At 71.4% G+C, this 21,053-nt stretch carries 19 protein-coding genes and 2 pseudogenes; 10 read left to right on the top strand and 11 right to left on the bottom strand.

The genetic code is table 11. From position 1 onward, the window contains the following. Positions 1–11: 11 nt before the first annotated feature. On the bottom strand, positions 12–1,547 hold the full coding sequence (locus tag AB0B29_RS35815) for a gamma-aminobutyraldehyde dehydrogenase (RefSeq protein ID WP_362246593.1): 1,536 nt from the start codon (positions 1,545–1,547) through the stop codon (positions 12–14). 199 nt (positions 1,548–1,746) lie between these two features. Between AB0B29_RS35815 and AB0B29_RS35810 the strand changes: the two genes are divergently transcribed. Continuing rightward, entirely contained in the window at positions 1,747–2,322 is a 576-nt protein-coding gene (locus tag AB0B29_RS35810) for an NADAR family protein (RefSeq protein ID WP_362246591.1), read from the top strand. Between the two features lie 101 nt (positions 2,323–2,423). Here AB0B29_RS35810 and AB0B29_RS35805 read toward each other — a convergent pair whose 3' ends face one another. Both AB0B29_RS35805 and AB0B29_RS35800 read right to left on the bottom strand, forming a co-directional pair. Further along, positions 2,424–2,900, bottom strand: a complete 477-nt coding sequence (locus tag AB0B29_RS35805; RefSeq protein ID WP_362246589.1) for a DUF4190 domain-containing protein — start codon at positions 2,898–2,900, stop codon at positions 2,424–2,426. Positions 2,901–2,969: 69 nt separating this feature from the next. After that, positions 2,970–3,638: a DUF4190 domain-containing protein gene (locus tag AB0B29_RS35800; protein WP_362246587.1), complete on the bottom strand. Its 669-nt coding sequence runs from the start codon at positions 3,636–3,638 to the stop codon at positions 2,970–2,972. A 184-nt stretch (positions 3,639–3,822) separates the two neighbouring features. Between AB0B29_RS35800 and AB0B29_RS35795 the strand changes: the two genes are divergently transcribed. Continuing rightward, complete coding sequence (locus tag AB0B29_RS35795; protein WP_362246701.1) at positions 3,823–4,941, top strand: adenosine deaminase; 1,119 nt, start codon at positions 3,823–3,825, stop codon at positions 4,939–4,941. After that, a complete protein-coding gene (locus AB0B29_RS35790; RefSeq protein WP_362246585.1) occupies positions 4,938–5,663 on the top strand; it encodes a glycerophosphodiester phosphodiesterase in 726 nt (241 codons plus the stop codon). Before AB0B29_RS35795 ends, AB0B29_RS35790 begins: the two co-directional genes overlap by 4 nt. Here AB0B29_RS35790 and AB0B29_RS35785 read toward each other — a convergent pair. The 3 genes and pseudogenes from AB0B29_RS35785 to AB0B29_RS35775 form a co-directional block, all read right to left on the bottom strand. After that, a pseudogene (locus AB0B29_RS35785) lies at positions 5,578–5,763 on the bottom strand (hypothetical protein); the annotation flags it as partial. The gene AB0B29_RS35790 and the pseudogene AB0B29_RS35785 sit on opposite strands and share 86 nt — an antisense overlap. 28 nt (positions 5,764–5,791) lie before the next feature. Next, a complete protein-coding gene (locus tag AB0B29_RS35780; protein WP_362246583.1) occupies positions 5,792–6,316 on the bottom strand; it encodes a hypothetical protein in 525 nt (174 codons plus the stop codon). 119 nt (positions 6,317–6,435) lie between these two features. Then, positions 6,436–7,875, bottom strand: a complete 1,440-nt coding sequence (locus tag AB0B29_RS35775; RefSeq protein WP_362246581.1) for a gamma-aminobutyraldehyde dehydrogenase — start codon at positions 7,873–7,875, stop codon at positions 6,436–6,438. Positions 7,876–8,039: 164 nt separating this feature from the next. Here AB0B29_RS35775 and AB0B29_RS35770 point away from each other — a divergent pair, with 164 nt between their 5' ends. The 7 genes from AB0B29_RS35770 to AB0B29_RS35740 all read left to right on the top strand — a co-directional run bounded on the left by AB0B29_RS35770 (position 8,040) and on the right by AB0B29_RS35740 (position 15,074). Beyond that, a complete protein-coding gene (locus tag AB0B29_RS35770) occupies positions 8,040–8,579 on the top strand; it encodes an Lrp/AsnC family transcriptional regulator (RefSeq protein WP_362246579.1) in 540 nt (179 codons plus the stop codon). Positions 8,580–8,592: 13 nt separating this feature from the next. Further along, a complete protein-coding gene (locus tag AB0B29_RS35765) occupies positions 8,593–9,960 on the top strand; it encodes an aspartate aminotransferase family protein (protein WP_362246699.1) in 1,368 nt (455 codons plus the stop codon). A 206-nt stretch (positions 9,961–10,166) separates the two neighbouring features. After that, positions 10,167–10,916 (top strand): ABC transporter ATP-binding protein, encoded by a 750-nt coding sequence (locus tag AB0B29_RS35760; protein ID WP_362246577.1) that lies wholly within the window; start codon positions 10,167–10,169, stop codon positions 10,914–10,916. Then, the gene (locus AB0B29_RS35755; RefSeq protein WP_362246575.1) at positions 10,898–12,571 is read left to right on the top strand and encodes a hypothetical protein; all 1,674 of its coding nucleotides are present in this window, start codon (positions 10,898–10,900) and stop codon (positions 12,569–12,571) included. Before AB0B29_RS35760 ends, AB0B29_RS35755 begins: the two co-directional genes overlap by 19 nt. 113 nt (positions 12,572–12,684) lie before the next feature. Continuing rightward, positions 12,685–13,092, top strand: a complete 408-nt coding sequence (locus AB0B29_RS35750; protein WP_362246573.1) for a VOC family protein — start codon at positions 12,685–12,687, stop codon at positions 13,090–13,092. A 24-nt stretch (positions 13,093–13,116) separates the two neighbouring features. Then, positions 13,117–14,238 carry an LOG family protein gene (locus AB0B29_RS35745; RefSeq protein WP_362246571.1) on the top strand — a complete coding sequence of 374 codons (1,122 nt, stop codon included), beginning with the start codon at positions 13,117–13,119 and terminating at the stop codon, positions 14,236–14,238. 146 nt (positions 14,239–14,384) lie between these two features. Next, positions 14,385–15,074: an LAETG motif-containing sortase-dependent surface protein gene (locus AB0B29_RS35740; RefSeq protein ID WP_362246569.1), complete on the top strand. Its 690-nt coding sequence runs from the start codon at positions 14,385–14,387 to the stop codon at positions 15,072–15,074. A gap of 60 nt (positions 15,075–15,134) precedes the next feature. On the opposite strand, the pseudogene AB0B29_RS35735 reads toward AB0B29_RS35740, so the two are convergent. The 5 genes and pseudogenes from AB0B29_RS35735 to rlmN form a co-directional block, all read right to left on the bottom strand. Beyond that, positions 15,135–15,679, bottom strand: a pseudogene (locus tag AB0B29_RS35735) (maleylpyruvate isomerase N-terminal domain-containing protein). 24 nt (positions 15,680–15,703) lie between these two features. Further along, positions 15,704–16,723 (bottom strand): ABC transporter ATP-binding protein, encoded by a 1,020-nt coding sequence (locus AB0B29_RS35730; RefSeq protein ID WP_362246568.1) that lies wholly within the window; start codon positions 16,721–16,723, stop codon positions 15,704–15,706. Further along, positions 16,723–18,387, bottom strand: coding sequence for an ABC transporter permease (locus tag AB0B29_RS35725; RefSeq protein WP_362246697.1), 1,665 nt, complete (start codon positions 18,385–18,387; stop codon positions 16,723–16,725). The genes AB0B29_RS35730 and AB0B29_RS35725 overlap by 1 nt, the downstream gene beginning before the upstream one ends. After that, complete coding sequence (locus tag AB0B29_RS35720; RefSeq protein ID WP_362246695.1) at positions 18,363–19,400, bottom strand: thiamine ABC transporter substrate-binding protein; 1,038 nt, start codon at positions 19,398–19,400, stop codon at positions 18,363–18,365. Before AB0B29_RS35720 ends, AB0B29_RS35725 begins: the two co-directional genes overlap by 25 nt. A gap of 284 nt (positions 19,401–19,684) precedes the next feature. Beyond that, positions 19,685–20,791: a 23S rRNA (adenine(2503)-C(2))-methyltransferase RlmN gene (gene rlmN, locus AB0B29_RS35715; RefSeq protein ID WP_344459046.1), complete on the bottom strand. Its 1,107-nt coding sequence runs from the start codon at positions 20,789–20,791 to the stop codon at positions 19,685–19,687. Between the last annotated feature and the right edge of the window lie 262 nt (positions 20,792–21,053).

Here is a 21,053-nt window from a genome sequence, read left to right as displayed (position 1 = left end):
CTGCATAACGGCTATCGGTCCCCGAAGACGGTGCGGTGCCAGTCCTTGGCGGCGACCGCGGTGTTGTCGAACATGACGTGCTTGATCTGGGTGTACTCCTCGAACGAGTACGCGGACATGTCCTTGCCGTAGCCGGAGGACTTGTAGCCGCCGTGCGGCATCTCGCTGATGATCGGGATGTGGTCGTTGATCCAGACGCAGCCGGCCTTGATCTCGCGGGTGGCGCGGTTCGCCCGGTACACGTCCCGGCTCCAGGCGGAGGCGGCCAGGCCGTAGGGGGTGTCGTTGGCGAGTGCGAGGCCCTCGTCGTCGGTGTCGAACGGCAGCACGACCAGGACGGGGCCGAAGATCTCCGACTGGACGACCTCGCTGTCCTGGGCCGCGTCGGCGATCAGGGTGGGCCGGTAGTAGGCGCCCTTGGCGAGCTCCCCCTCGGGTGCCTCGCCGCCGGTGACCACGCGCGCGTAGGCCCGCGCCCGGTCCACGAATCCGGCGACCCGGTCCCGCTGCACGTGCGAGATCAGCGGGCCGAGGTCGGTGCCGGCGGCGAAGGGGTCGCCGAGCCGGACGCTCTCCATGAGTGCCGCGGTCCGCTCCACGAACGCCTCGTACAGCGGCCGCTGCACATACGCGCGTGTGGCGGCCGTGCAGTCCTGCCCGGTGTTGATCAGGGAGCCCGCGACCGCGCCGTGGGCGGCGGCCTCCAGGTCGGCGTCGTCGAAGACCACGAAGGGCGCCTTGCCCCCGAGCTCCAGGTGGAGGCGCTTGACGGTGGCGGTGGCGACCTCGGCGACGCGCTTGCCGACCGCGGTGGAGCCCGTGAAGGACGTCATGGCCACGTCGGGGTGGCCGACGAGGTGCTCGCCGGCCTCCCTGCCGGTGCCCGTGACGATGTTGATCACACCGTCGGGGATCCCGGCGTCCGTGGCCGCCTGGGCGAAGAGCAGCGAGGTCAGCGGGGTGAGCTCGGCGGGCTTCAGGACGACGGTGTTGCCCGCGGCGATCGCCGGGAGGATCTTCCAGGCGGCCATCTGGAGGGGGTAGTTCCAGGGCGCGATCGACCCGACGACCCCGATGGGCTCGCGCCGGACGTACGAGGTGTGGTCGGCGGAGTACTCACCGGCGGACTGCCCCTGCAGATGCCGTGCGGCACCGGCGAAGAAGGCGGCGTTGTCGATGGTCCCGGGGACGTCGAACTCGCGTGTCAGCTTCAGCGGCTTGCCGCACTGGAGCGACTCGGCGCGGGCGAAGTCCTCGGCCCGGTCGGCGAGGACCGCGGCGAACCGGTGCAGGGCGTCGGACCGCTCGCCCGGCGTGGTTCCCGCCCAGCCGGGGAAGGCCGCCCGGGCGGCGGCCACGGCCCGGTCGACGTCGGCCGGGCCCGCCAGCTCGTAGGTGAGGACCTCCTCGCCCGACGCCGGGTCGACGACCGCGTGCGTGCGGCCGGAGGTGCCCCTGGTCAGGCGCCCCGCGATGTACTGCGCGCCCTCCGCGAAGCGCTCCTCGGCCGGAAATCGGTCCGGGGTGGCAATGCCCGGGTTGTGCATATCGCTCTCCTCCGTGCCCCCAGATGGGGCCGGCGTGGCTCAGGCTCGATTTGAGTGCCGATCCTGACAGAGGTATGCCACTCCAACAAGTGATTCCGTTGTTGATTTTTGGTTACGCGACGGAATCTGTCGACCAGGTGTCGAGTTCACCGCGAAAAGGCAGGACGCTGTGTCAGTGGTGCGTGCCAGACTCGCCTGCATGGAGAAGATCACGGGGGCGGTCGGCTCGCAGGAGGCCCTGATCGCGGCGGTCCGCGCGGGGGCGAGGGTCACATATCTGCACTTCTGGGGCCACCGGCCGCGGCCGGACGGCCGGATCGGGGCGAGCTGTCTGAGCCAGTGGTGGCCGGCGCCGTTCACGGTCGACGGTGTGGCCTATGCGACGGCCGAGCACTGGATGATGGCGGCCAAGGCCCGGCTCTTCGAGGACGCGGCGGCGGAGCGTGCCGTGCTGGCCGCGGAGCATCCCGCCCAGGCGAAGAAGGCGGGGCGGCTGGTGCGCGGCTTCGACGAGGCGGTCTGGGCGCGGGAGCGGTTCCGGATCGTCGTGGAGGGCAGCGTCCACAAGTTCGCCGAGCATCCCGAGCTGCTGGGGTATCTGCTGGGCACGGGCGAGCGGGTGCTGGTGGAGGCCAGTCCCGTGGACCGGGTGTGGGGCATCGGGCTGGCTGCGGACGACGAGGCGGCGGTCGATCCGCAGCGGTGGCGGGGGCCCAATCTGCTGGGGTTCGCGCTGATGGAGGCGCGGGAGCGGCTGCGGGCGGCCGGAGCATGAGTGAGGGGCCGGTCCCGATGACCGGCCCCTTGCGACTCCGCGGGTTCCTTTTCAGGCCACCGGCCCCGCAGACCGGCCCGTCCAGGCTCTGCGCGTCCCGTTCAGGAGGCCGCGCCGAGCCCGCCCATGATGCTGGCGAACAGCAGGAAGCCCAGCAGCGGCAGGATCACGGTGGCGATGATGCCGCACACCAGGCCCGCGGTCGCCGCGCCCTTGTTCGTGGCCTCACCGCGGTTGGCCCTGCCGCGGCCGATGGCGCCGAAGATGATCGCGAGGATGCCCAGGATCACGCCGAAGAACCACATGATGAACGTCACGCTGCACACCACGCCGATGATGCCCAGCACCAGTCCCGTGGTGCCCATGCCGTTGCTCGGCTGCGCGGGCATCCCGTATCCGGGTGCCTGCGGGTAGCCCACGGGCGGCGCGGCCGGGTAGCCGGGGCCGCCCTGGGGGTAGCCATAGCCCGGGGCGGCGGGGGGCTGCTGGGGATAGCCGTAGCCGGGGGTGCCGGGGGGCTGCTGCGGGGGCTGGGCGGGTGGACCGAAACCACCCGGGGGCGGATTGGTGTGGGACATGGACGAACTCCCCTCCGTTGTCAGACCAGGGCATCGTAGTGGCCAAGTCGGCCGCGCAGAGCCTGAGTTTCAGCGGTGGGACGGGGCGGTGGCCACCGGGCCGAGGGTGCCGTAGGACGAGTCGTCGCCGTAGCTGTCGCTGTTGATCGCGGCCGTGATGCCGACGGCGATCAGGACGATCACCGTGATGCCGAGGATGATCCCGATGATGCCCATGATCAGACCGGCCTGGGCCTGACCGTGGTTGGTGGCCACCCCGGCCTCGGCGCGCTTGCGGCCCTTGATGCCGAAGACGACGGCGAGGATGCCGGTGATCAGGGAGACCACGCCGTAGAGACAGAAGAGGGTGCAGGAGACGATGCCGAGCACCATCGCGGCGATGCCCAGGCCGTTCTGGGGGGCCGGGGGCATACCGGGCCAGCCGTAGCCGGACTGGGTGTACCCGGACTGCGGGTAGCCGGGGTAGCCGTAGCCGCCGGGCGCTGCGGGGCCGGTGGGGGCCACGGGCGGGGGCGGCACGGCACCGGCACCGGCACCGGCACCGGCACCGGCACCGGCACCGGAGGGGTCGTACTGCGGTGTGCCGGTCGGCGGAGTGAAACCAGGCATGGAGGTGACCGTGGCCTGGTCGTGGACGGACGGCGGCTGCGGCGTCTGGTTCTTGTCGAGCGAGGGCGTGCTCTCCGGCGGCGCCCACGGGTCGTGGCTGCCTCCGTCGGGCTGCGTCGCGTCCGTCATCGTGCGGTCCCCCCTGGGTCGATCGTGTGGTCATGCTACGGGGCGGGTCGGTGCGTGCCACAGTGCGGGTGCGTGGGGCCGCTCGTCCCCGGACGGCGGAGCCGTACGACGACATGGCCCGCGCCCCTCGGGAAGGGCGCTGCACCACACGGCATACGATGATTTCGCGTCAATCGATCAGCCGATCACCCGCGCCCCGCCCGCCGCACGCCGGCGGTGGCGCCGTTCCGGGGAGGAACCCTTGACCGAGCATCTCGTCGACCCCCGCGCCCCACGCGACCTGAAGGCCTTCATCGCGGAACTGCCCAAGGCCGAACTGCACGTGCACCACGTGGGATCCGCCTCCCCCCGGATCGTCTCCGAACTGGCCGCGCGCCACCCCGACTCGAAGGTGCCGACCGACCCCGAGGCCCTGGTCGACTACTTCACGTTCACCGACTTCGCGCACTTCATCGACGTGTACCTGTCGGTCGTCGACCTGATCCGCACCCCGGAGGACGTCCGGCTGCTGACGTACGAGGTGGCCCGGGACCTGGCGCGGCAGCAGGTGCGGTACGCCGAGCTGACCATCACCCCCTTCTCCTCCACCCGGCGCGGCATCGACGAGCGGGCCTTCATGGACGCGATCGAGGACGCCCGCAAGGCCGCCGAATCCGAGTTCGGGACCGTGCTGCGCTGGTGCTTCGACATCCCCGGCGAGGCCGGCCTGGAGGCCGCCGAGGAGACCACCCGGCTCGCCACCGACGACCGGCTGCGCCCGGAGGGCCTGGTCTCCTTCGGTCTCGGCGGACCCGAGGTGGGCGTCGAGCGGCCGCAGTTCAAGCCGTACTTCGACCGGGCGATCGCCGCCGGGCTGCACTCCGTACCGCACGCCGGTGAGACGACCGGCCCGCAGACGGTGTGGGACGCGCTGACCCACCTGCGGGCCGAGCGCATCGGGCACGGCACCAGCTCCGCGCAGGACCCGAAGCTGCTCGCGCACCTCGCCGAGCACCGGATCCCGCTGGAGGTGTGCCCGACCTCGAACATCGCCACGCGCGCGGTGCGCACCCTCGACGCGCACCCGATCAAGGAGTTCGTGCGGGCCGGGGTCCTCGTGACCATCAATTCCGACGACCCGCCGATGTTCGGCACCACCCTGGAGAACGAGTACGCGGTCGCCGCCCGGCTGCTGGAGCTCGACGAGCGGGGCCTGGCCGCGCTGGCGAAGGACGCCGTCGAGGCTTCCTTCCTGGACGCGGCGGGCAAGGCCCGGATCGCCGGCGAGATCGACACGTACACCACGCAGTGGCTCGGCCGGTGACGCCCGCCCCGGTCGCGGTGGCCCACCGGGGCGACCCCTACCGCGTGCGTGAGAACACCGTCGCGTCGCTGCGTTCCGCGCTGCGCCGTGGCGCGGACGCGGTGGAGGTCGACGTACGGCTCACCCGGGACGGTGTGCCGGTGCTGCTGCACGACGCGACGCTGAAACGGCTCTGGGAGCACGAGCGGCCCCTGCGCGCGCTGTCGTCCGAGGAGGTGCGCGGGCTGACCGGCGGCGGGGTGCCGACCCTGGCCGAGGCGCTGACGGCGACCGGCGGGCACCGGGTGATGATCGACCTGCCCGGGTCGCCCGACGTGCGGGCGGTGCGCCGGATCATGGACGTCGTGGCAGAGGCCGGTGCGGCGGAGCGCGTCTACTACTGCGCGGGCGCCGACGCCATGCTCGCCGTGCGCACGGCGGATCCGGCAGCCGAGATCGCACTCACGTGGACGACGCTGGCCCCGCCCCGGCCGGTGCTGCTGGAGGCGATCCGCCCGCGCTGGCTCAACTACCGCTTCTCGCTGGTGGACCGGCCCCTCGCCGACCGCGTGCACCGCGACGGCTACCTGCTGTCGGTCTGGACCCCCGACACCCGCCGTTCCATGCGCCGGCTGCTGGAGGCGGGCGTGGACTCGATCACGACGAACCGCGTCGACGTGCTGTGCGCCACACGCGCGAGCGCTGCGCCACCGTCGCCGGATCGGCCGGGGTCGCGCGCGTGAGGTACTGCGGCACCGGTGCGCGGTCCGTGCCGGTGTCGCGGACCAGCCCGTAGCGGACGGCGCCCTGGGGCGGGCCCTGGCCGACGTCCTCGACCACGGCGTCCCGGTTCGCGGGATGACCGTTTTTCTCAGCGGCCCGGCGCGGGGGCCACCACCGGCACGGTCAGCGCCTCCAGCCGCTTGATCCGCTGCCGCACGGCGTACAGCGGGATCACCCCGAGCACGCCGAAGGCCATGTCGATCACCGACCACCAGAAGGGGATGCCGCGGATCGGCCCGCAGATCAGGGCCAGGGGGATGATGCCCGCGCAGGCGATCATCCCGAACTCGACGACCCAGATGTTGCGGACCGGGTCGCGGTAGGGCCCGTAGAAGGCGACTGCGATCACCAGGTGCGCGAAGGCCAGCCAGTCGGTGCCGTAGAGGAGGAACGGGTACTGGGCGTCGGCCTCGTCGAGACCGGCCCGCACCCGCCCGATCCACTCCGTCAGCCCGGGCAGGTACTCGTCCACGGACAGCCCGCGCAACAGGTCCTCGGTCCACCGCAGTTCATGGACCAGGGGGAAGGCCGTGGCGCCGCTGAGCACCAGGCACACGACGAAGAAGACCAGCCACGCGCGAATGCCCTTCAGCAGGGCGGCTCTGTCGCTCATGCGACGCACTCTACGCCTGCAGTTGAACACGTTCAAAAAGCGGGGCGCCCCTCTCCGGACGCGCGAACGGCCCCGGACGGAGAGGAACCGTCCGGGGCCGTTCAGCAGTGCGGGAAGGGCTACGCGTCCAGCGACGTCATCACGTGCTTGATCCGCGTGTAGTCCTCGAAGCCGTACCCCGAGAGGTCCTTGCCGTAGCCGGACTTCTTGAAGCCGCCGTGCGGCATCTCGGCCACCAGCGGGATGTGCGTGTTGATCCACACGCAGCCGAAGTCGAGCTTCTTGGACATCCGCATGGCGCGGCCGTGGTCCTTGGTCCACACGGAGGAGGCCAGCGCGTACTCCACGCCGTTGGCCCACTCGACGGCCTGCTCCTCGTCGGAGAAGGACTGCACGGTGATGACCGGCCCGAAGACCTCCTGCTGGATGATCTCGTCGGTCTGCTTCAGGCCCGAGACCACGGTCGGCGCGTAGAAGTAGCCCTTGTCGCCGACCCGCTTGCCGCCGGCCTCCACGCGCGCGTGCGCGGGCAGCCGGTCGATGAAGCCCTCGACCTGCTTGAGCTGGTTGGGGTTGTTGAGCGGGCCGAACAGCACGTCCTCGTCGTCCGGCTGCCCGGTCTTCGTCTCGGAGGCGGCCTTGGCCAGCGCGGAGACGAACTCGTCGTGGATGGACTCGTGCACGAGCACGCGCGTGGCGGCGGTGCAGTCCTGACCGGCGTTGAAGTAGCCCGCGACCGAGATGTCCTCGACGGCCTTGGCGATGTCGGTGTCCTCGAAGACCACGACCGGGGCCTTGCCGCCCAGCTCCAGGTGGACGCGCTTGACGTCCTTGGAGGCGGACTCGGCGACCTGGATGCCGGCGCGCACGGAACCGGTGATGGAGGCCATCGCCGGGGTCTCGTGCTCGACCATCAGACGGCCGGTCTCGCGGTCGCCGCAGACGACGTTGAAGACGCCCTTGGGGACGATCGAGCCGATGATCTCGGCGATGAGGACCGTGGAGGCCGGTGTGGTGTCGGACGGCTTCAGCACGACGGTGTTGCCCGCCGCGATCGCCGGGGCGAACTTCCACACGGCCATCATCATCGGGTAGTTCCACGGCGCGACCTGCGCGCAGACACCGACCGGCTCCCGGCGCACGATGGAGGTCAGGCCCTCCATGTACTCACCGGCCGAGCGACCCTCCAGCATCCGCGCCGCACCCGCGAAGAAGCGGATCTGGTCGACCATCGGCGGGATCTCCTCGGAGCGGGTCAGCCCGACGGGCTTGCCCGTGTTCTCCACCTCGGCCGCGATCAGCTCCTCGGCGCGCTCCTCGAAGGCGTCCGCGATCTTCAGCAGGGCCTTCTGACGCTCGGCGGGCGTGGTGTCGCGCCAGCCGGGGAAGGCCTCGGCGGCCGCCGCCATCGCGGCGTCCACGTCCGCCTGCCCGGACAGCGGAGCGGTCGCGTACGCCTCACCCGTCGCGGGATTGACCACCTCGGTGGTCCGTCCGTCGGCGGCGTCCCGGAACTCACCGCCGATGTAGTTGCGCAGACGACGAAGCTCGGTGCTCACTGCCGGCCCTCCAGTTCGGATGTCCAGTACTTGAGACACCCACCCTAGTCGGCCGACCCACGTTTTCAACACCCCCAATCCCTTCGATCGTGCGGAATTCGCAGGAGTAGGGGACCGAAACAACGAATTTCATCGATCGAGGCTTGCGGAAGTGTCGAGACCTCGTGCACAGTGACCTCGTGGCCAGTCGAAGCGCAGAACAGAAGGGCTCGCGGGATTCCCGCGAGCCCTCCCGCGAGTCCAGGAACGGCAGCTCGCCGCAGCTGGACGCCGTCTCCCTCGCCATCATCGAGCAGCTCCAGGAGGACGGCCGCCGGCCGTACGCCGCCATCGGCAAGGCCGTGGGCCTGTCGGAGGCGGCCGTGCGCCAGCGCGTCCAGAAGCTGCTCGACCAGGGCGTGATGCAGATCGTCGCCGTCACGGACCCGCTCACCGTGGGTTTCCGCAGGCAGGCGATGGTCGGGGTCAACGTCGAGGGCGACGTGGAGTCGGTCGCGGACGCGCTGTCGGCCATGTCCGAGTGCGAGTACGTGGTGATGACCGCGGGGTCCTTCGACCTGATGGTGGAGATCGTCTGCGAGGACGACGACCACCTCCTGGACGTCATCAACAAACGCATCCGGGCCGTGCCCGGAGTGCGCTCCACCGAGAGCTTCGTCTACCTCAAGCTCAAGAAGCAGACCTACATGTGGGGAACCCGATAACCGTGAGGACCCGATAGCCGTGAGCAAGGACCTCTCCCAGTCCGCGTACGACCACCTGTGGATGCACTTCACGCGCATGTCGTCGTACGAGAAGGCCCCCGTCCCCACCATCGTCCGGGGCGAGGGCACGTACATCTACGACGACCAGGGCAAGCGCTACCTGGACGGCCTCGCCGGCCTCTTCGTGGTGCAGGCCGGGCACGGCCGGGTCGAGCTCGCCGAGACCGCCTTCAAGCAGGCGCAGGAGCTGGCGTTCTTCCCGGTGTGGTCCTACGCCCACCCCAAGGCCGTCGAGCTGGCCGAGCGCCTCGCCCACCACGCCCCGGGCGACCTGAACAAGGTCTTCTTCACCACCGGCGGCGGTGAGGCGGTGGAGACCGCCTGGAAGCTCGCCAAGCAGTACTTCAAGCTGGTCGGCAAGCCCACCAAGCACAAGGTGATCTCCCGCGCGGTCGCCTACCACGGCACCCCGCAGGGCGCCCTGTCCATCACCGGCCTGCCGGGCCTGAAGGCACCCTTCGAACCGCTGGTGCCGGGCGCACACAAGGTCCCGAACACCAACATCTACCGCGCCCCGCTCTTCGGCGACGACCCGGAGGCCTTCGGCCGCTGGGCCGCCGACCAGATCGAGCAGCAGATCCTCTTCGAGGGCCCGGACACCGTCGCCGCGGTCTTCCTGGAGCCCGTGCAGAACGCCGGCGGCTGCTTCCCGCCCCCGCCCGGCTACTTCCAGCGGGTCCGCGAGATCTGCGACAAGTACGACGTGCTGCTCGTCTCGGACGAGGTCATCTGCGCCTTCGGCCGCCTGGGCACGTACTTCGCCTGCGACAAGTTCGACTACGTCCCGGACATGATCACCTGCGCCAAGGGCATGACCTCGGGCTACTCCCCGATCGGCGCCTGCATCATCTCCGACCGGCTGGCCGAGCCCTTCTACAAGGGCGACAACACCTTCCTGCACGGCTACACCTTCGGCGGCCACCCGGTCTCCGCGGCCGTGGGCCTGGCCAACCTCGACCTGTTCGAGCGCGAGAACCTCAACCAGCACGTCCTGGACAACGAGGGCGCCTTCCGCTCCACCCTGGAGAAGCTCCACGACCTGCCCATCGTCGGCGACGTCCGCGGCAACGGCTTCTTCTACGGCATCGAGCTCGTGAAGGACAAGGCCACCAAGGAGTCCTTCGACGCCGACGAGACCGAGCGCGTCCTGTACGGCTTCCTCTCCAAGAAGCTGTACGAGAACGGCCTGTACTGCCGGGCCGACGACCGCGGCGACCCGGTCGTCCAGCTCGCCCCGCCGCTGATCTCGAACCAGGAGACCTTCGACGAGATCGAGCAGATCCTGCGCGCCACCCTCACGGAGGCGTGGACGAAGCTCTGAGGCCCGTCGCTCCGATCGTCTGCCTGGATGATCAACACCGGCCCCGGTGCCGCCCGTTCGAGTGAGAAACGGCGGCCCGGGGCCGCGTGCTGTCCGGCGTCCCGGCCCCTTCTGCCTAGCGTGCCCAGTGACCGATCGGCCCCGCCTTCGTTCCCCCGCACGGGGGATGGCACGGGAACTACGGATCTGAACCGAGGTGTACGCGCATGGAGGCCCCGCCGGACAACGACGTGCTCTGGGCACGCGCCCTGCACTTCCAGCACGACGACGGCTCGCCCGCGCTCTGCGGCGTCTCGCTCGGCGTGCGCGAGGGCGAGATCCTCGCCCTGAGCGGCCCGCGCGGCAGCGGCAAGACGACCCTGCTGCGGTGCCTGTCCGGCCTGGTGCCCGTCCGGCGCGGCGAGGTCTGGTTCAACAGCGTGCCCGTGCACACCATGGGCCCCCTCACCCGCGAGCGACTGCGCCGCGACCGCTTCGGCTGGATCGACCCGGCCCCCTCCCTCGTCCCGGAGCTCAACGCCTGGGAGAACACCGCCCTGCCGCTGATGCTGCGCGGCACCAGCCGGCGCCGCGCCAAGAAGGCGGCCCTCGAGTGGCTGGAGCGGCTGGACATCGGCGAGAGCGCCCGCAAGCGCCCGCACCAGCTGGTCCAGGCCGAGCGGCAGCGGGTCTGCATCGCCCGCGCGCTGGCCCCCGCCCCGTCGGTGCTGTTCGCCGACGAGCCCACCGCGCCCCTGCACCGCGCCGACCGCGCCCAGGTGCTGCGCACCCTCACCACCGCGGCCCGCTCCCACCGCATCACCGTCGTCCTGGCCACCCACGACGCGGACACCGCGGCCCTCGCCGACCGCACGGTGTCCCTGCTCGACGGGCGGCGCGTGCAGACGGTGCACCTCCCGCCGGTCCCCGAGACCAGCGAGCCGGAAGGCCGGGCGGCGTGCTCGCTCTCCGTCTGACCCGCGGCGCCCACCCGGCCGTCCAGCTGCGCCGCCTCCTGGTGGCGGCCGCCTCGGCGGGTACGGGCTTCCTGTTGCTCTGCGCCCTCGGCTACGCCATGGGCCACCCCGGCTCCCCCGGTTCCGGCGCGCTGCGACTGGCCTGGTGCGCGGCCCCGCTGGCCGCCACCGTGTACTTCGCGGTCGCGGTCGCCCGTACCGATCCCGCCACCAAGCCCCGCGCGGCCCTCTCGGCGATCGGCCTCGGCCCGGTGCGCATGATGGCCGTCTCGGCGACGACGACGGCGCTGTCCTGCACGCTCGGCTCGATGCTGGCCCTGCTCGTCTTCCTGCACCTGCGGGGTGACCTGACGGGCATGCCGTTCGACGGCGCCGCCGCCGAGTCCCTCGCCGCGGGCCTGCCCCTGCCGCTGCCGGCCGCCCTGACCCTGCTGTCGCTCGTGCCCGTCGGCGCGTCGGTGGCGGTGGCACTGGCCCTGCGGCCACGCGAGGCAGGGCCCACCGGGCCCCGGCCGGTCACCCGGACGTACGGCCGCTTCGGCGCGTACCGGCGCACCCCCACCCGCGAGACGTTCGGGGCGTACGGCCGGTTCGGCCGGCAGATCGTCCGGCCCACGGGCGGCACAGGCGCCGAGCCCGCAGCGAAGAGCGGCCCGCCGGCGGCCCGGACGAGCGAGCCGGCCTCGGCGGCGGGCTCCGGGGCGGTGAGCGCGCTCGCCGAACCCGGCGGGACGGTGAGCGCGGTCGCGGACTCTCCGGCACGGGTGCCGGGCCACACGTCCGACGGACCGGCCGAGCCGGCCACCCCGGAGACGGACGGCGCCGGCCCCGCCGGGGATGCGGCCCGGCTCTCTGCACCCCCCCATCCGGCCTCACCGGCCGCGAGCGCCCCGGCCGGCGATCCCGCCCAGTGGCTCAGCCCCCGCGCGGCGGAGCCGGACGCGGCGGGCGCCATCAGCCCCGCCGGGGCCCTGGCGAGGCACCCGGGCCCACCTGCCGCGGCCCCCGGCACCCCCGACGACTTCAGCGCCCCCGGCGCGGCCCTGCCGGACACCATCGCCGCCCCCTCCGGTCTGCCCTGGGGCATCACCGTGCTGGCCGCGGGCCTGGCGGTGGAGAGCTACACGAGCCGTACCGCCCCCACGCCCCCCGACCTGTCCTTCTCCGGTGCCTCCCCCGGCGTGATGGCGGGCTGGGCGCTGGCCGTCGTCGGCCTGGCCCTGGCCGGTCCGGGCCTGACGCACCTGTGCGGACGGCTGCTCCAGTCGGCCCGCCCCGGCGCCCGGCGGCTCCTGGCCGGCCGCATCCTCATGGCGGAGTCCGTCCGCATCGGGCGCCCCCTGGGCGTCGTCTGCGCGGTCCTGTCCGCCGCGTGGGCCATGGCGCTGCTGCACGCCCCGGACGGACTCGCGCTCGGCCCGCTCACCACCCTCGGCGTGGTCCTCGTGACCGGCTGCACCACGGCGACGCTCCTGACGGCCGCCGTCGAGGCCCGGCAGGCCCGCGCCGACACCACCGCCGCGCTGCTGCGGCTCGGCGCCCCCGCCACGGTGCTGCGCAGCGCCGCCGCCCTGCGCGCGGGCGCCCTGCTCGCCCTGTTCGGTCCCCTCACCCTGACGGTCGCCGAACTGGCGGCACTGCCCCTGGCGCGCTGAGCCCGCCGCCCCCGGAAACCCGTACGAAAAAAGTCCCCGCACGGCGATGAGTTCCGGACCGGCCCCCGGTCTGTCCCCGCGTCACCACACAGACTTGATGGGAGAGACCCCGCATGTACCAGCAGATGATCTTCGTGAACCTGCACACCGGCGACCTCGACGCCTCGAAGAAGTTCTTCACGGAGCTGGGCTTCACGATCAACGAGCAGTTCAGCGACGACACGACCGCCTCGGTCGTGATCAGCGACACCATCGTGGTCATGGTGCACACCACGGAGAAGTACCTCCAGTTCACCAAGAAGGAGATCGCGGACTCGACGAGGACCAGCGAGGTGCTGATCGCGCTGAGCGCCGAGAGCCGCGAGAAGGTCGACGAGCTGGTCGACAGGGCGGTCGCGGCGGGCGGTTCCGTGTCCGGCGAGACCCAGGACCACGGCTTCATGTACGGCCGCGCCTTCGACGACGTGGACGGCCACACCTTCGAGGTCGTGTGGATGGACCCGGCGGCCGTCCAGGGCTGACGGCGGCTGTGCCAGCATGGGCGCGTGCAGACGATGCCCGCCCATGCGGCCCACCACGACGACCGTGAGATAGAGAGCCTCGAGGAGTTCGACGCGACCGTCTCGGCGCGCGGCACCCTCGCCGGATACCGCGTCCAGGCCGTCGATCTGACGGACCGTACGCGCGAACTGCTCACCCACGACACGGCGGGCGCCGTCTTCCTCGGCTGCGCGATGCGCGAGGAGGCGGCCGCGAAGATCCGCGGCGACGGTGCCCTGGTCTTTCCTCCGGTCCCGGGCCTGCCGTTCGACCCGTACCGCGGCCTGGTCTACTCGCCGGACGAGCTCTTCGCGTCGCTGGCCGACGGCTACGAGGCCACGCCCGACGCCCTCGCCTACGCCTGGTTCCAGCGCACGAAGGCGGACCGCGACATCTACGCGTCCATGCTGCGCTCGATCCACGACGACTCCGTGTCGGACGCGCTCGACGAACTCCTGTCCGGCGCCCGGGTCGTGGGTGTGATGGGTGGGCACGCGATGGCCCGCGGCACCGAGGAGTACGCGGGCGCCGCGCGGCTGGGCCGGGAGCTGGCCCGGGCCGGCTTCACGATCGCCACGGGTGGCGGCCCGGGCGCGATGGAGGCGGCGAACCTCGGCGCCCACGCCGCCCCCTTCGACGACGAGATGCTCACCGAGTCGCTGGAACTCCTCGGCAAGGCACCGCACTTCACTCCGTCGATCACCCAGTGGGCCGCGGCCGCCTTTGAGATACGCACCCGCTGGCCCCAGGGCGGCCGTTCGGTCGGCATCCCGACCTGGTTCTACGGCCACGAGCCGCCGAACGCCTTCGCCTCCCACATCGCCAAGTACTTCTCCAACGCCACCCGCGAGGACGGCCTGCTGGCCCGGTCGAACGCGGGTGTGGTGTTCCTGCCGGGCGCCGCCGGGACCGTACAGGAGATCTTCGACAACGCGACGCCCAACTACTACGGGTCACGCGGCGAACCCACGCCGATGGTGCTGGTGAACCGCGTGCACTGGACGGAGCGGCTGCCCGCGTGGCCGCTGCTCCGGTCACTGGCCGGGGGGCGCTCGATGGAGGCGCGGATCGCGCTGGTGGAGCGGATCGAGGAGGCGCCCGAGGCGTTGAAACGCCTCGGCGGTTAATAAGAAGGCAAAGCAAGTGCTTGCAAGCTGCATATGCGTTGACACTACTTATGCGGCGCTTATAGACCTGTGAGCCTCACGGTAGTGCTGATGCACAGTCAACACTGCCTCAACCCCCCGCATCTGCGATCCTGTAAAGGACAAACGTGGCAGTTCTGTCCGTATCCCGCCGCGCACGTGCCGTGCGCATCCTCGGCGTCGTCTCGGCCTCGGCCGCGCTCGCGCTCGGCACCGCCGGCAACGCGCTCGCCTGCAACATCAGCGAGTTCTCCGCCGAGGCGAAGTGCGATGGCGACAAGGGCGTCATCACGGTCACCGACGTGGACCCCGCCGGCGTCCCCGCGACGGTCACCGTGTACCTGCAGAACAACGGTGCCGATGCGAAGAAGATCGGCGAGCAGGTCGTCAAGGGCTCGCGCGAAGGCACCACCATCACCTTCCCCGACGACTGGAAGGCCAACGCCGAGTACCGCATCCACGTCAAGGCGTCTTCGTACGTCGACGAGGACATCAAGCCGAACCTCGTCACCCCGGCCACGGCCTGCAAGAAGGAGGAGGAGCCCCCGGCTTCGACTCCCCCGGCGACTCCGACCCCGTCGGCGTCCCCGTCCAAGCCCGCCGAGGAGAGCCAGAGCCCGGCTCCGGAGCCGTCGGAGAGCCAGAGCAGCTCGCCGGCGGGCAACGCGCCCGCCCCGGCCGGTGACTCCAACCTCGCCGAGACCGGCGCCAACTCCAACACCGGCCTCATCGCCGGCATCGCGGCGGCCCTGGTCGTCGTCGGTGGCGGTGCGGTGTTCTTCGGCATGCGCCGCCGCGGAGCGAACAGCGACAGCTGAGGCCCGCGCAGACCGTGACGTGGCCCGTCCCCCGACCCGGGGGGCGGGCCACGTCCCGTCTCACCCGAACGTCGCCCGCTCCAGCCAGAACTCCAGCAGCTCCCGCTCGCCCAGCACTTGCAGCTCCGGTGCGTCCAGCGGCAGTCGGCGGTGGAAGGCCGGCAGGACGGAGGTGAGCTGCGGCCGGCGCCGCGCAGCTCCCGCGCCGTGTCGTGCGGCACCGTCCGCTGCACGAACTCCACGATCTGCAGCCACTCGTCGATCGCGTCGGCGGCCACCTCGGGCACGACCTCGTAGGGCAGTCCGGCCGCGAGCGTGGCGTCCGCGCGGTGGACCGTGATCTCATGCGTCGTCCGCCGGGCCCAGAACCCGGCGAGACCCGGCACCCGCTCCTCGGGCACCTCCTCGGCGGCCCGGGTCCGCACGATGAACTCCACCCAGCGCAGCGCACCGCCCATGTGTCGTACGAGGTCCTCCAGCGACCAGTCCGGGCAGGTCGGCACGGTGCCCGACAGATCGGCCCCGGAGGTCACCACGGACCTCAACAGGCCCACCTGGTGGGCGATTTCGTCGCAGCAGCGGTCGTGCGCGAGTGACGGTGTCATGCCCCGCACCCCAGGCGGCGACGATCAGCCGAGCACCACGATTTCGGCCGCGTCGAACTCCACGCCGACCTCGTCCCCGGTCTCCGGCGCGTCCCGCAGCGCGCACGCCGCCTCCAGGCGCGGGGCGTCCCGGGGCTGGAGGTGGAGGGCGACATGGGTGCCCTTGAAGGTGCGTGCGGTCACCGTGCAGCGCAGGCCCGTGTCGGCCGGTACCAGGCGCACCCCGGCGGGCCGCACCAGCAGGGTGCGGGTGCCCTGCTGGGCTTTCTCCGGAACCGGCACCTTGCCCCAGGGCGTGTCCGCCGCCTCCGTCCCGACGGTCGCCTCGACCACGTTCTCGAAGCCGAGGAAGCGGGCGACGAAGGCGTCGGCGGGCCGCTGCCACACCTCCAGGGGCGTACCGGACTGGGCGATCCGCCCGTCCCGCATCACCACGACCCGGTCGGCCAGCGCGAAGGCCTCCCCCTGGTCGTGGGTCACGGCGAGCACGGTCGTACCCAACCGGCCGAATAGCTCCTTCAGTTCGACGACCAGTCGTTCCCGAAGCGACCGGTCGAGTTGTCCCAGCGGCTCGTCCAGCATCAGCAGCCGGGGGCTCGGCGCGAGGGCCCGGGCCAGCGCCACCCGCTGCTGCTCCCCGCCGGACAGCGCCGCGACGGCCCGACGGCCCGCGCCCGGCAGCCCCACGAGGTCCAGCAACTCCTTGACCCGTTCGGCCTGTTGCCGCTTCGGCTCGCCGCGCATCCGCAGCCCGAACGCCACGTTTCCGGCCACGTCCCGCTGCGGGAACAGCTGGTGGTCCTGGAACATCAGCCCGACGCCCCGCCGGTGCGCGGGCACGCCCGCCTGGTCACGGCCGTCGAGCACCACCCGCCCGGAGCGAAGGGACTGCAGCCCGGCCACCGCCCGCAGCAGGGTCGACTTGCCGCTGCCGCTCGGCCCGAGCACACACACGATCTCGTGCTCGGCGACCTCCAGGTCGACGGCGTCCAGCACGGCACGCCCGCCGAAGCGGACCGTCGCACCCTGCAGGGCCAGCAGCATCAGAACTCCCCCGTCCGGTCCGTGCGGAGCCTCTCCAGTACCAGCAGGGCCACCGCGCACACCACCATCAGAATCGTCGAAAGGGCCATCGCCTGCCCGTAGTTCAGATCACCGGGCCGGCCCAGCAGCCGCGCCACGGCCACCGGCAGCGTCGGCCGGTCGGGGCGGGCGATGAACACCGTCGCGCCGAACTCCCCGAGGGAGACCGCGAAGGCGAACCCGGCGGCGATCAGCAGCGCCCGCCGCACCATCGGCAGGTCGACCTCCCGCCACACCCGCCAGGGCGAGGCCCCGAGCACCGAGGCCGCCTCCCGCAGCCGCACATCCACGGCCCGCAGCACGGGCAGCATGGTCCGCACGACGAACGGCACCCCCACCAGCGCCTGTGCGAGCGGCACGAGGATCCACGAGGACCGCAGATCCAACGGCGGCTCGTCGAGGGAGATCAGGAACCCGAAGCCGACGGTCACCGCGGACACCCCGAGCGGCAGCATCAGCAGGGCGTCGAAGCCGCGCACGAACCGCCCGGCGTCCCGGCGAGTGAGCGCGACCGCGGCGAGGCCGCCGATCACCACCGCGATGAGCGTGGCGGCGACGGCGTACGCCAGGGAGTTGCCGATCGCCTCGATCGGCGGGACCAGGAAGACGCCCCCGTCCTCGCGGGTCAGCGCCCGGTAGTAGCCGAAGCCGGGCGCGCCCAGGGAGCGCTGCACCAGCACGGCGAGCGGCAGCACGAGCAGGACGGCGACGGTGAGGAGCACCCCGCCGAGCAGCGCCCGCTCCCCGGCGCCGCGCGGCCGGCGCGCGGTCAGGGAGGCGTCCACCAGCCGCAGCGCGGTTTCCCGCCGCCGCACGGTCCAGGCGTGCAGGGCGAGGATCGCCCCCACCGCGACGAACTGGATCAGCGTCAGCACGGCCGCGGTCGACAGGTCGAAGATCTCCGAGGTCTGCCGGTAGATCTCCACCTCCAGGGTGGAGAACGTCGGCCCGCCGAGGATCTGCACGACACCGAAGGAGGTGAAGGTGAACAGGAAGACCATCAGCGCGGCGGCGGCCACGGCCGGGGCGAGCGCGGGCAGTGTGACCTGCCGCCAGGCCTTCCGCGGCGACGCCCCGAGCATCCGCGCGGCCTCTTCCTGCCGCGGGTCGAGTTGCGCCCAGAGCCCGCCGACCGTCCGGACGACGACCGCGTAGTTGAAGAAGACGTGCGCCAGCAGGATCGCCCACACGGTGGTGTCCAGCCGTACGCCCCACAGCTCGTCCAGCAGCCCGCCCCGCCCGACGAGTGCCAGGAAAGCCGTACCGACGACGACCGTCGGCAGGACGAACGGGACGGTCACGACCGCCCGCAGGACCTGTTTGCCGGGGAAGTCCAAGCGGGCGAAGACGTACGCGCCGGGGAGGGCGACGAGCAGCGTGAGCGCGGTGGAGACCACCGCCTGCCAGGTGGTGAACCACAGGACGTGCCGCACGTCGGACTGCGCCAGCACCTCCCCGATCCGCCCGAGGTGCCAGGCCCCGTCGGTCTTGAGGCCGCGCGCGACGATCGCGGCGACGGGGTAGGCGAAGAAGACCGCGAAGAACGCGACGGGCACGGCCAGCAGACCGAACCGCGCCGCGGCGCCCCGCCTGCGGGCGGCTACTTCAGTACGAGCGAGGTCCACGACTTGACCCACTGGTCACGATGGTCGGCGATCTTCGCCGGGTCCATGGTCTCCGGGTCCTTCGCCTGCGGCCCGTACTTCACGAACTCCGGCGGCACCTGGGCGCCCTCGGTCACCGGGTACACGAACATGTTGAGCGGCATGTCCTCCTGGAACCTCCTGCTGATGAGGAAGTCGAGGAGCGCCTTGCCGCCCTTGGTGTTCTTCGCGTTGGCGAGCAGCCCGGCGTACTCGACCTGCCGGAAGCAGGTGCCCTCGGCGACGCCGGTCGGGGCGGTGCTCGGCTTGGGGTCGGCGTAGACGACCTCGGCGGGCGGCGAGGAGGCGTACGACACGACGAGCGGCCGGTCGCCCTTGGCCTTCTTGCCGCCGGCCGACCCCGAGAACTCCTCGTTGTAGGCCTGCTCCCAGCCGTCGACGACCTTGACGCCGTTGGCCTTGAGCTTCTTCCAGTAGCCCTCCCAGCCCCCGTCGCCGTAGGCGGCGGCGGTGCCGAGCAGGAAGCCGAGGCCGGGTGAGGAGGCGGAGGCGTTCTCGGTCACGAGCAGGTTCTTGTACTGCGGCTTGATTAGATCGTCGAAGCTCCGCGGCGGCTGCAGCTTGTGGTCGGCGAAGTACTTCTTGTCGTAGTTGACGCAGATGTCGCCGGTGTCGATGGGCGTGACCCGGTGCTTGTCCTGGTCGACCCGGTACGCGGCCTTGATCTGCCCGGACCCCTTCGCCTCGTACGACTGGAACAGGCCGTTGTCGAGGGCGCGGGACAGCAGGGTGTTGTCGACGCCGAAGAAGACGTCGCCCTGCGGGTTGTCCTTGGTGAGGATGGCCTTGTTCACGGCCTGCCCGGCGTCGCCGTCCTTCAGGACGTTCACCTTGTAGCCGGACTGCTTCTCGAAGGCCGCGATGACGTCCTTGGACGCGGCCCACGAGTCGTGACTGACGAGCGTCACGGTCTTGGAGTCGCCGGACCCCTGGCCGCCGTCGGACGACCCGCACGCGGCGAGCGTGCCGGCCATGCCGAGCCCGACGACGACGGCCGTCAGTCGCTTCTTGTTGGTGCTCACTGGATTCCTCCTGGGGTGACCAGGAGAAGACGCGGCCCTGCCCGGGACTTCCAAGGTCCCGGGCAGGGCGCAACAGCTCGAGTGGTGACCGATCTCCCTACCCAGAATGACCTGGGCGAGGTTCGGAGGGTCTGCGGCCGTGTGCCGCACTCTCAGCGCTGTGGCGCTCCCCTGTCGGAATATGCAGGTGTGGATGTGAAGGTGCCGATTATGAAGATGTACTGACGACAGTCAGACTACCGTTCGGTCGCGGCGAGCTGACCACACGCCCCGTCGATCTCCTGACCACGGGTGTCCCGGATCGTCACCGGCACACCATGGGCGGCGATGGCCTCCACGAAGGCCTTCTCGTCCTCGGGCCGGGAGGCCGTCCACTTCGAGCCGGGCGTCGGGTTCAGCGGAATCAGGTTCACGTGCACGGGCTTGCCCTTGAGCAGCCGCCCGAGCCGGTCACCGCGCCAGGCCTGGTCGTTGATGTCCCGGATCAGCGCGTACTCGATGGACAGCCGGCGTCCGGACTTGGCGCTGTACTCGAAGCCCGCGTCGAGCACCTCGCGGACCTTCCAGCGGGTGTTCACGGGTACGAGGGTGTCGCGCAGCTCGTCGTCGGGTGCGTGCAGCGAGATGGCGAGGCGGCACTTGAAGCCCTCGTCGGCGAACCGGTGGATGGCGGGGACGAGACCGACGGTGGAGACGGTGATGCCGCGCTGGGACAGGCCGAGGCCGTCGGGCTCGGGGTCGGTGAGCCGGCGGATGGAGCCGATGACCCGGTTGTAGTTGGCGAGGGGCTCGCCCATGCCCATGAAGACGATGTTGCTGAGCCGGGCCGGGCCGCCGGGGACCTCCCCGTCCCGCAGCGCCCGCATGCCGTCGACGATCTGGTGCACGATCTCGGCGGTGGACAGATTCCGGTCCAGTCCCGCCTGCCCGGTCGCACAGAAGGGGCAGTTCATGCCGCATCCGGCCTGCGAGCTGATGCACATGGTCACCCGGTCCGGGTAGCGCATCAGCACGGACTCGACGAGCGTCCCGTCGAACAGCCGCCACAGGGTCTTGCGGGTGGTGCCCTGGTCGGTCGACAGATGCCGCACGACGGTCATCAGCTCGGGCAGCAGGGCTTCCTGCAGCCGCCCCCGGGAACCGGCCGGAATGTCCGTCCACTGCTCCGGATCATGCGCGTACCGCGCGAAGTAGTGCTGCGAGAGCTGCTTGGCACGAAACGGCTTCTCCCCGACCGCGGCAACGGCCTCCTTGCGCTCGGCAGGAGTGAGATCGGCAAGATGCCGCGGCGGCTTCTTGGCTCCGCGGGGGGCGACGAAAGTGAGTTCTCCGGGCTTCGGCATAACCCTCCCAGTGTCGCAGATCAACTGGCGGAGCCCAGGCCAGAGCGGGGTGGGGGTGGTCACCCGTGGGCGCCGACTGTCAGCGTTGGTCGGCCTCGGACGGCCCAGGGACGGCCCAGGAGGGTACCGCTTCAGCAAGGGCAGACATGACAGGTGGTGCGCAGCCGACTCGGCTCGAAGGTATTCAACGCGCCCCTGCTGCGCACCATGACCCTCGCGTTGCTCGACGACTCGCTGCTGCACGCCTTCCGCTACACCCCGC

Origin of the sequence: Streptomyces tibetensis, from assembly GCF_040647715.1 — a bacterium.
Classification (GTDB): domain Bacteria; phylum Actinomycetota; class Actinomycetes; order Streptomycetales; family Streptomycetaceae; genus Streptomyces; species Streptomyces tibetensis_A.
The sequence above is the reverse complement of the archived record's forward strand: the minus strand, read 5'-3'. Positions and strand labels throughout refer to the sequence as shown.

Coding starts and splice junctions, on each gene's coding strand:
- AB0B29_RS35730 (WP_362246568.1), bottom strand. CDS start 16,723: ATGCTGCTGGCCCTGCAGGGTGCGACGGTCCGCTTCGGCGGGCGTGCC.
- AB0B29_RS35780 (WP_362246583.1), bottom strand. CDS start 6,316: ATGAGCGACAGAGCCGCCCTGCTGAAGGGCATTCGCGCGTGGCTGGTC.
- rlmN (WP_344459046.1), bottom strand. CDS start 20,791: ATGCCGAAGCCCGGAGAACTCACTTTCGTCGCCCCCCGCGGAGCCAAG.
- AB0B29_RS35805 (WP_362246589.1), bottom strand. CDS start 2,900: ATGTCCCACACCAATCCGCCCCCGGGTGGTTTCGGTCCACCCGCCCAG.
- AB0B29_RS35810 (WP_362246591.1), top strand. CDS start 1,747: ATGGAGAAGATCACGGGGGCGGTCGGCTCGCAGGAGGCCCTGATCGCG.
- AB0B29_RS35760 (WP_362246577.1), top strand. CDS start 10,167: ATGGAGGCCCCGCCGGACAACGACGTGCTCTGGGCACGCGCCCTGCAC.
- AB0B29_RS35720 (WP_362246695.1), bottom strand. CDS start 19,400: ATGGCCGGCACGCTCGCCGCGTGCGGGTCGTCCGACGGCGGCCAGGGG.
- AB0B29_RS35800 (WP_362246587.1), bottom strand. CDS start 3,638: ATGACGGACGCGACGCAGCCCGACGGAGGCAGCCACGACCCGTGGGCG.
- AB0B29_RS35750 (WP_362246573.1), top strand. CDS start 12,685: ATGTACCAGCAGATGATCTTCGTGAACCTGCACACCGGCGACCTCGAC.
- AB0B29_RS35815 (WP_362246593.1), bottom strand. CDS start 1,547: ATGCACAACCCGGGCATTGCCACCCCGGACCGATTTCCGGCCGAGGAG.